The sequence below is a fragment of the Corynebacterium sp. MSK004 genome, assembly GCF_030232515.1.
In the GTDB taxonomy this organism is placed as follows: domain Bacteria; phylum Actinomycetota; class Actinomycetes; order Mycobacteriales; family Mycobacteriaceae; genus Corynebacterium; species Corynebacterium hesseae.
The window spans coordinates 362,327-374,419 of sequence record NZ_JASPKB010000001.1 but is presented as its reverse complement, the minus strand read 5'-3'; the positions used below and the strand labels follow the sequence as shown (position 1 = coordinate 374,419).

8 protein-coding genes are annotated in these 12,093 nt (G+C 61.7%); all 8 read left to right on the top strand.

Annotated elements, in window-relative coordinates:
- Positions 1-78 precede the first annotated feature (78 nt).
- The 8 genes from QP999_RS01780 to fusA all read left to right on the top strand — a co-directional run bounded on the left by QP999_RS01780 (position 79) and on the right by fusA (position 11,766).
- Positions 79-4,074 (top strand): DNA-directed RNA polymerase subunit beta', encoded by a 3,996-nt coding sequence (locus QP999_RS01780; protein WP_070520942.1) that lies wholly within the window; start codon positions 79-81, stop codon positions 4,072-4,074.
- A gap of 606 nt (positions 4,075-4,680) precedes the next feature.
- Positions 4,681-5,325, top strand: coding sequence for an ECF transporter S component (locus QP999_RS01775; protein WP_284847537.1), 645 nt, complete (start codon positions 4,681-4,683; stop codon positions 5,323-5,325).
- A 31-nt stretch (positions 5,326-5,356) separates the two neighbouring features.
- Positions 5,357-6,808, top strand: coding sequence for an ABC transporter ATP-binding protein (locus QP999_RS01770; RefSeq protein ID WP_284847536.1), 1,452 nt, complete (start codon positions 5,357-5,359; stop codon positions 6,806-6,808).
- 19 nt (positions 6,809-6,827) lie between these two features.
- Positions 6,828-7,577, top strand: coding sequence for an energy-coupling factor transporter transmembrane component T family protein (locus tag QP999_RS01765; RefSeq protein ID WP_070561715.1), 750 nt, complete (start codon positions 6,828-6,830; stop codon positions 7,575-7,577).
- Positions 7,578-7,701: 124 nt separating this feature from the next.
- Entirely contained in the window at positions 7,702-8,235 is a 534-nt protein-coding gene (locus tag QP999_RS01760) for an isopentenyl transferase family protein (protein ID WP_255362890.1), read from the top strand.
- Positions 8,236-8,480: 245 nt separating this feature from the next.
- Positions 8,481-8,852 carry a 30S ribosomal protein S12 gene (rpsL, locus tag QP999_RS01755; RefSeq protein ID WP_005286791.1) on the top strand — a complete coding sequence of 124 codons (372 nt, stop codon included), beginning with the start codon at positions 8,481-8,483 and terminating at the stop codon, positions 8,850-8,852.
- 6 nt (positions 8,853-8,858) lie between these two features.
- On the top strand, positions 8,859-9,326 hold the full coding sequence (gene rpsG / locus QP999_RS01750; RefSeq protein WP_070521784.1) for a 30S ribosomal protein S7: 468 nt from the start codon (positions 8,859-8,861) through the stop codon (positions 9,324-9,326).
- Between the two features lie 310 nt (positions 9,327-9,636).
- Positions 9,637-11,766, top strand: a complete 2,130-nt coding sequence (fusA, locus tag QP999_RS01745; RefSeq protein ID WP_070530489.1) for an elongation factor G — start codon at positions 9,637-9,639, stop codon at positions 11,764-11,766.
- Positions 11,767-12,093 lie beyond the last annotated feature (327 nt).

Genomic DNA, 12,093 nt, shown 5'->3' with positions numbered 1-12,093 from the left:
GCGGCGGGCATAACGAAACACCACCTACATACAAAGCCATCAACTTCCCCCTGACGGGGGATGAAAGGGAGACATTACGTGTTTGACGTAAATCTCTTCGACGAGCTCCGCATCGGGCTGGCCACGGCCGAGGACATCCGTCGCTGGTCCAAGGGCGAGGTCAAGAAACCCGAGACCATTAACTACCGCACCCTCAAGCCGGAGAAGGACGGCCTCTTCTGTGAGCGCATCTTCGGCCCGACCCGTGACTGGGAGTGCTCCTGCGGTAAGTACAAGCGCGTGCGCTACAAGGGCATCATCTGTGAGCGCTGTGGCGTCGAGGTGACCAAGTCCAAGGTGCGCCGTGAGCGCATGGGCCACATCGAGCTGGCCGCGCCGGTTACCCACATCTGGTACTTCAAGGGCGTTCCTTCCCGCCTGGGCTACCTGCTGGACCTGGCTCCGAAGGACCTTGAGCGCATCATCTACTTCGCTGCCAACATCATCACCTCCGTGGACGAGGAAGCTCGCCACAATGACCAGTCCACTCTGGAAGCAGAGATGCTTCTGGAGAAGAAGGACGTGGAGGATGACGTCGAGGCAGAGATCGCTGAGCGCGCTGCCAAGCTCGAGCAGGATCTGGCCGAGCTGGAGGCCGCCGGCGCCAAGGCCGACGCCCGCCGCAAGGTCCAGAACGCTGCCGACAAGGAAATGCAGCACATCCGCGAGCGCGGTGAGCGCGAGGTTGCTCGCCTCGACGAAATCTGGAACACCTTCATCAAGCTTGCTCCGAAGCAGATGATCATCGATGAGACCATCTACGAAGAGCTCGTTGACCGCTACGAGGATTACTTCACCGGCGGCATGGGTGCTGAGGCCATCCAGACCCTCATCCGCAACTTCGACCTCGAAGCTGAGGCTGAGGTTCTCAAGGAGATCATCAACAACGGCAAGGGCCAGAAGAAGATGCGTGCCCTGAAGCGCCTGAAGGTCGTCGCGGCCTTCCTGCGCTCGGGCAATGACCCGGCCGGTATGGTGCTCGATGCCATCCCGGTGATCCCGCCGGAGCTGCGCCCGATGGTGCAGCTGGACGGTGGCCGCTTCGCCACCTCCGACCTCAACGACCTCTACCGTCGCGTGATCAACCGCAACAACCGCCTCAAGCGCATGATCGACCTCGGTGCTCCCGAGATCATCGTGAACAACGAGAAGCGCATGCTGCAGGAGTCCGTCGACGCCCTCTTCGACAACGGCCGTCGCGGCCGTCCGGTCACCGGTCCGGGCAACCGCCCGCTGAAGTCCCTGTCTGACCTGCTCAAGGGTAAGCAGGGCCGCTTCCGCCAGAACCTGCTGGGTAAGCGCGTGGACTACTCCGGCCGTTCCGTGATTATCGTCGGCCCGCAGCTCAAGCTGCACGAGTGCGGTCTGCCGAAGCTCATGGCTCTGGAGCTGTTCAAGCCCTTCGTCATGAAGCGCCTGGTAGAAAACGACTACGCGCAGAACATCAAGTCCGCCAAGCGCATGGTGGAGCGCCAGCGCCCCGAGGTGTGGGACGTCCTCGAAGAGGCCATTTCCGAGCACCCGGTGATGCTGAACCGTGCACCGACCCTGCACCGCCTGGGTATCCAGGCCTTCGAGCCGAAGCTCGTCGAAGGTAAGGCCATCCAGCTGCACCCGCTGGCTTGTGAGGCTTTCAACGCCGACTTCGACGGTGACCAGATGGCAGTCCACCTGCCGCTGTCCGCCGAGGCACAGGCCGAGGCCCGCGTTCTGATGCTGGCTTCCAACAACATCCTGTCCCCGGCCTCCGGTAAGCCGCTGGCTATGCCGCGTCTGGATATGGTTACCGGCCTGTACTACCTCACCATGGACAAGGGTGAGGACGAGATCGGTGGCGAGGGCCGTTACCGCCCCGCCACGGAGGATCGTCCAGAGCAGGGCGTGTACTCCTCCTACGCGGAGGCCATCATGGCCCGCGACCGCGGCGTTCTTGGCCTGCAGGCCCCGATCAAGGTCCGCATCTCCCACCTGCGTCCGCCGGCAGACATCGAGGCAGAGCACTTCCCGGATGGTTGGCAGAAGGGCCAGGCCTGGCTCGCTGAGACCACCCTGGGCCGCATCATGTTCAACGACCTGCTGCCGTGGAACTACCCGTACCTTGAGGGCGTCATGGTCCGTAAGGGCGGCGCCGGCAACAAGATGCTGCTCGGTGACGTCATTAATGACCTCGCCGCGAAGTACCCGATGATCACCGTTGCCCAGGTTCTGGACAAGATGAAGGACGCTGGCTTCTACTGGGCCACCCGTTCCGGCGTGACCATCACCATGCACGACGTGCTGGTCCTCCCGAACAAGCACGAGGTGCTCGAGTCCTACGAGAAGGAAGCCGAGCGCATCGAGCGCAAGTACTGGGAGCAGGGTGCTCTGACCGAGCGCGAGCGCTACGACCGCCTGGTTGAGCTGTGGAAGGACGCCACGGACACCGTGGGTAACGCCGTCGAGGAGCTGTACCCCGACGACAACCCGATTCCGATGATCGTGAAGTCCGGTGCTGCCGGTAACATGCGTCAGATCTGGACCCTGGCCGGCATGAAGGGCATGGTTGTGAACTCCAAGGGTGACTACATCACACGTCCGATTAAGACCTCCTTCCGTGAAGGCCTGTCGGTTCTGGAGTACTTCAACAACTCGCACGGTTCCCGTAAGGGCCTGGCGGATACCGCTCTGCGTACCGCTGACTCCGGCTACCTCACCCGTCGTCTGGTGGACGTGGCGCAGGACGTCATCGTCCGCGAGGAGGACTGTGGCACCCGTCAGGGCGTGCGCGTTCCGCTCGGCGTCGAGATCGCCGAAGGTTCCTACGACCTGCACGAGCTGTGGGAGACCTCCGCATCCGGCCGCGTCGTGGCTAACGACGTCAAGGATGAAAACGGCGAGGTCATCGCTGAGGCAGGCGCCGACCTGACCGAGGAGCTCAGCCGCAAGATCGTCAACGCTGGCGTTCTGGAGATCAAGGTCCGCTCCGTGCTGACCTGCCAGACCCCGGCCGGTGTCTGCGCCAAGTGCTACGGCAAGTCCATGGCTTCCGGCAAGCTCGTCGATATCGGCGAGGCAGTCGGCATCGTGGCTGCACAGTCCATTGGTGAGCCGGGTACCCAGCTGACCATGCGTACCTTCCACCAGGGTGGTGTCGGTGGCGATATTACCGGCGGTCTGCCGCGTGTTCAGGAGCTCTTCGAGGCCCGTAACCCGAAGAACCGCGCTCCTATCGCCTCTGTCGATGGCACCGTGTCCCTGTCCGATGAGGGCAACTTCTGGACCCTGACCATCACCCCGGATGACGGTTCCGACAACGTGGTCTACGAGAAGCTGTCGAAGCGCCAGGGCCTGGCTCAGGTCCGCCGCCCGATGGAGTCCAACCCGGACGCCATGATCGAGCGCTCGCTTCGCGACGGCGACCATGTCACCACCGGTGACCGCCTCATGCGTGGTGCGGCGGATCCGCACGACGTGCTGGAGGTCCTCGGTCGCCGCGGCGTGGAAAAGCACCTTATCGACGAGGTTCAGGCCGTTTACCGTGCACAGGGTGTGGCCATCCACGACAAGCACATCGAGATCATCATCCGCCAGATGCTGCGTCGCGGTACGGTCATCGACGCCGGTACCACCGACTTGCTGCCGGGCAACCTCATTGACCTCTCTGAGGCCAAGCAGGTTAACGCCGCTCAGGTTGCTGAGGGCGGCCAGCCGGCTCAGCTGCGCAGTGAGATCATGGGTATCACCAAGGCCTCCCTGGCTACGGAGTCCTGGCTGTCCGCGGCCTCCTTCCAGGAGACCACGCGCGTGCTTACCGACGCCGCCATCAACAAGCGCTCGGATCAGCTCATTGGTCTGAAGGAGAACGTCATCATCGGTAAGCTGATCCCGGCCGGTACGGGTATTTCCCGCTACCGCAACATCAGCGTCAAGCCGACTGAGGCCGCACGCAATGCTGCGTACTCCATCCCGACCTACGGTGACTCCATCTACGGCGACGATGGCTTCGGTGAGTTCACCGGCGCTTCCGTCCCGCTGGAGGAGGACTACACCTTCTAGTCCTTCGACGCCAAGGGAACCGAAGACCCGCGCCTCCTCACCATTGCATGGCCGTGTGAAGCGCGGGTCTTCCGCTTCTCTGTAGGTGCGGAAGTGCTCAGGGTACGCGCGGTGCGGTTCATTGTTTGATTGTGTTTGTTTGATAATTCCGAAATACACAACGCTATTTCACATAGTCTTGGGTCTCTGCCGAAGCTTTTCCTTTCCTTAAGCTGTAAGAGTGGAGGCTCATGGCACCGGAGTTTTGCCGGTGTGCAGGCACCCCGTCGCGTAGGTCAGAGGACGCGGCGGGGTGCTTTCGTTTTCTGCAGAGAGAGTCCTAATGCGGCTTTGCACATCAGGTAGAGGTAGATGTGCTCTTGTGGGTGGGGCTTGCTAAGCTGACTATGCTTTTAAAGAGCATCTAGCCAGCGCTTTTGGCAGCTGGTGGCTTTAATTACACATCGTCACGGGTGCTTCCTCGTTGATCCCGATTGTGCTTAGTCCGATTTCACTTCACTTGTATTTTCCGGGCTTTGCATGGGTTGGCTGAGGAGGCTGAGACGCCGCGTTGCAGCGGCGAACCGTCGAACCTGATCCGGATAATGCCGGCGAAAGGGAGGAATAATGAACTCTGTCTCTCATGGCGCGTCTGTTAATGGCGGCGCGACTGCGAATGGTGCTGCCCCGCGCAAACTGAACTGGCGCATTGTTGACATCGTGGTGGCTTCGGTGCTGGGGGTGGCGTGCGGATTCGTGTTCCTGGCATGGAACACGGTGGGATACGCCTGGTTTGAGGCTATGGATGCGCTCACGCCGGGCCTGGGTGGTATTGCTACCGGTATTTGGTTGATCGGTGGTGTCGTTGGTGGCCTGATTATCCGCAAGCCGGGTGCGGCACTATACGTGGAGTTGCTGGCGGCCATCGTGTCCGCGGTGTTGGGCTCCCAGTGGGGGCCGAGCACCGTGTACTCCGGTATTGCGCAGGGCATTGGTGTGGAGATTGTCTTGGCTATCTTCCTGTACCGCCGCTTTGGCCTGAGCATTGCGATGCTTGGCGGCATGGCTGCGGGCTGGGGTGCGTTCGTGCTGGAGCTGTTTACTTCCGGAAACCTGGGCAAGACCCTGCAGTTCAACATCATCTACCTGGTGACGCTGAGCATCTCCGGGGCTGTGTTGGCGGGAGCCGTGGGCTATTTCGTGGTTCAGGCACTTGCAAAGACCGATGCGCTGGACCGCTTCGCGGTTGGGCGCGAGCAGCACAGGGCTTAGACGAGTGTTGGTTTAAGTGTTGGTTTAGTTGATGGCTGATCTGGGTAGTACTGGGGCCACGAAGCTTGTGGCTCGTGGCTATGGCTGGACGCACGCGGGGAGGCGTGCGCCGGCGCTGGCGGATATTGACTTGGTTGTATCGCCGGGGGAGAAGGTGCTGCTGTGTGGTGATTCCGGATCCGGGAAATCCACGTTGCTGGCGGCCATTGCAGGTGTGCTGGGCGGTGATGATGAAGGCACACGCGTAGGCGAGATTCTTCTGGAGGATTCCTCCGGTCACGTCGAGCCACCCGGGCGCACGATTCCGGTGGGGTTGGTCCTGCAGGACCCGGACTCGCAGGTGATTGCCGCGCGGGTGGGTGATGATGTGGCCTTTGGCTGTGAGAACTTGGCGTATCCGCGCTCGGAGATTTGGCAGCGGGTGACGGCGGCGCTATCGATGGTGGGGCCATCGGTGGACTTGTCATTTCCTACTGAGCAGCTCTCCGGCGGGCAGAAGCAGCGTTTAGCCTTGGCCGGTGTTATTGCGATGGGTGCGGGCATGGTGTTGCTCGATGAGCCGACGGCGAACCTCGACCCAGAGGGCGCGCGCGAGGTCATCGAAGCGGTATCCACCATGGTGGAGCGCACGGGTGCCACGCTCATCGTGGTGGAGCACCAGCACGCGGCGTGGAAGGGGGTGCTCGACCGAGCGGTTGAGCTGAAGGATGGGCGCATCGTCGCTGACGGTCCAGTGGAGTCTGTTGTGGCTTCGCGCTCTATTAGCGGTTTGCCGCGGGCGCGGGGGATTGATGGGCCGGCGTCAGGCAGCGTTGGGGTCGTGCCGGAAGCGGCAGAGTCGGAACCGGCGGCGCTGTGGAGCACGGACTTGGTCACCCGCTTCGGGCCGCCGCGCAGCTACGCGTTGCCGCGGGGGATGTCCACCGTGATTACTGGGCCGAATGGTGCGGGCAAGACCACGTGGCTGATGACGGTGGCGGGGTTGCTTCCGGCAGTGTCCGGAGAGATTGGTGTGGCGGAGTACGTGCGGCGGGGGCTGAAGGGCTCGCCGCTGACGTGGAAGTCACGGGAGTTGGCGGACCGTATTGGGTTCGTCTTCCAGAACCCTGAGCACCAGTTCGTCGCTCGTACGGTGGCGGAGGAGCTGCGCGTGGCACCGCGGGTCATGCGCCGCGAGGTGCCGGAGAAGCGTATTGATCAGCTCGTGGAGTCGCTGCGTCTGGGGCATGTGCTCAACGCTAATCCGTTTACGCTCTCCGGAGGGGAGAAGCGCAGGTTGTCCGTGGCCACGGCGTTGGTTACGGCGCCGGAGGTGCTGCTCCTTGATGAGCCCACCTTCGGTCAAGACCCCCACACCTTCACTGAGTTGGTGGGGTTGCTGCGGCGCATGGCGGATGAGGGGACGACGATTGCGTCGGTGACCCACGACCCGCTGTTCATTTCCGCGTTGGGGGACCACCGAGTGGAGGTGAGCCGTGGCTAGTACAGATCTTTTGCGCGGGATGAATCCGCTAACGCGCATCTTCCTGATGTTCGTGTGGGTTACGCCCTTGTTGCTCTCCGTGGATTGGGTCTCCGCGGCCGTGTCCTTGGGAATGACGTTGCTCTTCGCGCCGCTGTGTGGGGTGTCGTGGACGCGGTTGTTTAAGGCAGGGTGGTTCCTGTTTCTTATTGCGCCGCTGTCGGGAATCTCGATGCTGCTCTATGGCGAGCCCGGCGGGCGGGAGTACTTCAGCTGGTGGCTGATGACGGTCACGGATAACTCGCTGGAGCTGGCCCTCGCCATCACCCTGCGCGTTCTGGCGGTGGCGCTGCCCATGGTGGTGTTGGCGCGGGATATTGACCCGACGGAGCTTGGCGACGCCCTCTCCCAGATCCTCAAGCTGCCCTCCCGGTTTGTCATCGGGGCGGTGGCCGGGGTGCGCATGATGACGCTGTTCAAATCCGACTGGCAGTACCTCGCCATGGCGCGGCGCGCGCGTGGGCTGAGCGACGAAGGCCGCATCAAGCACCTCATCACCATGTCCTTCGGCCTGTTGGTGCTAGCCCTGCGCCGTGGAGGCAAGCTGGCCACGGCGATGGAGGCGCGCGGATTTGGCCGCACCCCGCCGGGCGGTGGCCAGCGCACGTGGGCGCGGCCCTCCCGCCTAGTCGCGCGGGACTGGCTAGCCATGGTGGTGGGAGCCGGCCTCGCGGCGCTACCGGTGGTAGTTTCGGTTCTCAGTGGGTCCTGGAGATTCTTCGGACTCTAGGACGAACTCTCGCAACGCTGCTCGCTAGACGTACCCAGAAGTGGTGAAAGAACACATGCAGGACACGGACCGTACGGACCATCGGGAAGGCGGTAAGGACACTGCCCAAACTCACGCCGCGGAGATGGACAGGCTCTTAAACGATGTGCTGTCGCTCGCCGCAGCGCGCAAGCGCCCGATGCGCCCGGTCACCGTGCTTATCGACGGCCCCTCCGGCGCCGGCAAGACCTGGACCGCTGCGGCCCTGGCGGAGCGTACCGGGTGGCGGGTAGTTCACCTGGACGAGTTCTACCCCGGCTGGCACGGGTTGGAAGAAGGCTCCGCTATGGTGGCGGAGCAAGTGCTGCGGGAGAATAACCCGGGGTATTGGCGCTGGGATTGGGAGGCCAACGCGCCGAAGGATTGGGCCAGCGTGGATGAGCGCGATGATCTGATCGTCGAGGGCGTGGGTTCAGTCACTGGGGCCACCGTGGACGTCGCCAAGCAGCGCGGCTGCGTGGTAACCGTGCACATCGACGGCCCACGCGAGAAGCGCCGCGAGCGCGCCCTCGAGCGTGACCCCGGTTATGAAGAGTGGTTCGAAACGTGGGAGCGGCAGGAAAAAGAGCACTTTGCCGAGCGCGCAGTAGACGCGGACCTGACCTGGGAGTGGCGCTAGTACGCGCCGGTTACTGAGGCAACTGGGGGAGCCACAGGCCGGATTTGGGCAGATCAGCGCGCCGGTGGTAGTCTGTCCAAGGTTTCATCTTTATGGATGAAAAGTCTGATCGACATCTCAGCCGGCATCTGGTTGAGGAGCGTTCTGGACATGCGGTAGGGCCCCGGAGAAGAGCCCCTATTTTTGCATGTTTGGGCGAGTCAAGCGGTCAGTTCAAGCCGAAGTCATAGAGAAAGACTAGATTTATGCCAACTATTCAGCAGCTGGTCCGCAAGGGCCGCCACGACAAGAAGGCCAAGGTTGCTACGGCCGCCCTGAAGGGCTCCCCGCAGCGCCGTGGCGTGTGCACCCGCGTGTACACCACCACCCCGAAGAAGCCGAACTCGGCTCTGCGTAAGGTTGCCCGTGTGCGCCTGACCTCCGGTATCGAGGTTTCCGCCTACATTCCGGGCGAGGGCCACAACCTGCAGGAGCACTCCATGGTGCTCGTCCGCGGTGGTCGTGTGAAGGACCTCCCGGGTGTTCGCTACAAGATTATCCGCGGCGCACTGGATACCCAGGGCGTGAAGGACCGTAAGCAGGCTCGTTCCCGCTACGGCGCAAAGAAGGGACAGTAATCAACAATGCGTAAGAATGCTGCACCGAAGCGTCCTGTAGTTAAGGACCCGGTTTACAACTCCGAGCAGGTCACCATGCTCGTCAACAAGATCCTCCAGGACGGCAAGAAGTCCACCGCTGAGCGCATCGTCTACGGTGCTCTCGAGGCTTGCCGCGAGAAGACCGGCACCGATCCGGTCGGCACCCTGGAGAAGGCCCTGGGCAACATCCGTCCGGACCTCGAGGTTCGCTCCCGTCGTGTTGGTGGCGCTACCTACCAGGTCCCGGTTGAGGTTAAGCCCGCCCGTTCCAACACCCTGGCTCTGCGTTGGTTGGTGACCTTCACCCGCCAGCGTCGTGAGAACACCATGATCGAGCGCCTCGCAAACGAGATTCTCGATGCATCCAACGGCCTGGGCGCTTCCGTTAAGCGTCGTGAGGATACTCACAAGATGGCTGAGGCCAACCGCGCCTTCGCCCACTACCGCTGGTAATACCTGCGGTATAACCCGCCACACGGCATTATGGCTCGAACAGCGATATCATCGTTTACCTGCGCTGACAGTGCGTGCACGCGCTCCCTTCGGCGGAGCAGCGCACGCTAGTCGGTGCGGAATCTAAACCTTAATAGCGTTGTTCGGGCCATTTTTTATGGCGTAGGGCTTAAAGCCCTGCGACCTCACGCTGACGCGAAAGCCTGGACGTGGCAAAATAGACCAAGACCTATCCATGAAGACGTCATTTTATGTGAGTCGGTCACAAGCTGGCTCGGGCGTCGACGACAATTAAGTTGGGGTATTTACTGTGGCACAACAAGTGCTTAAGGACTTGAACAAGGTCCGCAACATCGGCATCATGGCTCACATCGATGCTGGTAAGACCACTACGACTGAGCGTATTCTCTTCTACACCGGCATCAACCGTAAGGTCGGCGAGACCCACGACGGTGCTTCCACCACCGACTGGATGGAGCAGGAGAAGGAGCGCGGCATCACCATTACGTCCGCCGCCGTTACCTGTTTCTGGAAGAACAACCAGATCAACATCATCGACACCCCGGGCCACGTTGACTTCACCGTTGAGGTTGAGCGCTCCCTGCGTGTTCTCGATGGTGCTGTTGCCGTCTTCGACGGTAAGGAAGGCGTCGAGCCGCAGTCCGAGCAGGTGTGGCGTCAGGCCGCTAAGTACGACGTTCCGCGTATCTGCTTCGTCAACAAGATGGACAAGATGGGTGCGGACTTCTACTTCACCGTCCAGACCATCATCGACCGCCTCGGCGCTAAGCCGTTGGTTCTGCAGCTGCCGATCGGCGCTGAGGATGACTTCGACGGCGTCGTCGACCTCATCGACATGCAGGCCGTGACCTGGCGCGGCAAGGTCGAGACCGGCGCTGAGCCCACCATCGAGGAGATCCCGGCCGACCTGCAGGAGAAGGCCGAGGAGTACCGCGAGAAGCTGCTCGAGGCCGTTGCTGAGTCCGACGAGGCCCTCATGGAGAAGTACTTCGGTGGCGAGGAGCTGACCAAGGAAGAAATCCAGACCGCCATCCGCAAGATGACTGTCGCCTCTGAGATTTACCCGGTCCTGTGTGGTACCGCTTACCGCAACAAGGGCATCCAGCCGCTTCTCGACGCCGTCGTGGCATACCTCCCGAACCCGCTCGACGTCGGTGAGATCACCGGCCACGCTGTGGGCAACGAGGATGAGGTCATCACCCGTAAGCCGTCCGTGGAGTCCCCGTTCTCCGCACTGGCCTTCAAGATTGCTGCTCACCCGTTCTTCGGTCAGCTGACCTTCACCCGCGTGTACTCCGGCCAGGTCCTGCCGGGCACCGAGGTTATGAACTCCACCAAGGGTAAGAAGGAGCGCATCGGCAAGCTGTTCCAGATGCACGCCAACAAGGAGAACCCGGTGGAGCAGGCGGATGCCGGCAACATCTACGCCGTCATTGGTCTGAAGGAAACCACCACCGGTGACACCCTGTGTGACAAGGACAACCAGATCATCCTGGAGTCCATGGACTTCCCGGACCCGGTTATCAAGGTCTCCATCGAGCCGAAGACCAAGGCCGACCAGGAGAAGCTGGGTACCGCTATTCAGAAGCTGGCTGCCGAGGACCCGACCTTCACCGTCGAGCTCGACGAAGAGACCGGCCAGACCGTTATCGGCGGTATGGGCGAGCTCCACCTCGACGTCCTGGTGGACCGCATGAAGCGCGAGTTCAAGGTTGAGGCAAACATCGGTAACCCGCAGGTTGCCTACCGCGAGACCATCCGCAAGAAGGTCGAGTCCCTGGACTACACCCACAAGAAGCAGACTGGTGGTTCCGGTCAGTTCGCAAAGGTCATCGTCACCATCGAGCCTTACAACCCGGATCCGGAAGAGCTGGAAGAGGGCGAGTCCGCAACCTACAAGTTCGAGAACGCCGTCACCGGTGGCCGCGTTCCGAAGGAGTACATCCCGTCCGTCGACGCTGGTATCCAGGACGCTATGCAGTACGGCTTCGTCGCTGGCTTCCCGTTGGTGAACATCAAGGCCACCCTCGAGGACGGCGCTTACCACGACGTGGACTCCTCTGAGATGGCCTTCAAGCTGGCCGGTTCTCAGGTCCTCAAGGAGGCCGTCGCCAAGGCTAAGCCGGTTCTGCTCGAGCCGATCATGGCCGTTGAGGTCGTCACCCCGGAGGAGTACATGGGCACCGTCAACGGTGACATCTCCTCCCGTCGTGGCCAGGTCTTCGCCATGGAGGATCGCTCCGGCGCGAAGGTGGTTAAGGCTAAGGTTCCGCTGTCCGAGATGTTCGGCTACATCGGTGACCTGCGTTCTTCCACCGCAGGCCGTGCAAACTTCACCATGGTCTTCGATTCCTACGCTGAGGTTCCGTCCTCCGTGGCACAGGCCATCATCGAGGAGCGCACCGGCGCCAAGGCCTAAGGTTTAAGGGGGTCCGATGGACTCCCTACCTTGTGGGGCTGGTAGTCTTCGCCAGTAGGCACCAGCCCCAGCGCTGGGGAGGTAGCGGTCCGCTGAGTGCGTAAAGATTTTGCGCGTTGAGCCGGCCGTTACCCTCCCAGGATCCTTTAAATTGATTCTTGTCGAGGGTCAACGTCCGCACCTGATGGGCGGGGTTACCTCCTATTTGGGCAGTTTGAAAAAACTGCGGCATAAATCTAGGATCGTGTAACTGGCACGTAAGAAAGCGTCATTAGCGCTTATGAGCTTCGGCTCGAAGTGCCAATGGCAATACAAACCACGTGGCTG

Bases quoted from the DNA above. Each gene is read 5' to 3' on its own strand.
- QP999_RS01770 (WP_284847536.1), top strand. From the start codon at position 5,357: ATGGCTGATCTGGGTAGTACTGGGGCCACGAAGCTTGTGGCTCGTGGC.
- rpsL (WP_005286791.1), top strand. From the start codon at position 8,481: ATGCCAACTATTCAGCAGCTGGTCCGCAAGGGCCGCCACGACAAGAAG.
- QP999_RS01775 (WP_284847537.1), top strand. From the start codon at position 4,681: ATGAACTCTGTCTCTCATGGCGCGTCTGTTAATGGCGGCGCGACTGCG.
- QP999_RS01765 (WP_070561715.1), top strand. From the start codon at position 6,828: ATGAATCCGCTAACGCGCATCTTCCTGATGTTCGTGTGGGTTACGCCC.
- rpsG (WP_070521784.1), top strand. From the start codon at position 8,859: ATGCGTAAGAATGCTGCACCGAAGCGTCCTGTAGTTAAGGACCCGGTT.
- QP999_RS01760 (WP_255362890.1), top strand. From the start codon at position 7,702: ATGGACAGGCTCTTAAACGATGTGCTGTCGCTCGCCGCAGCGCGCAAG.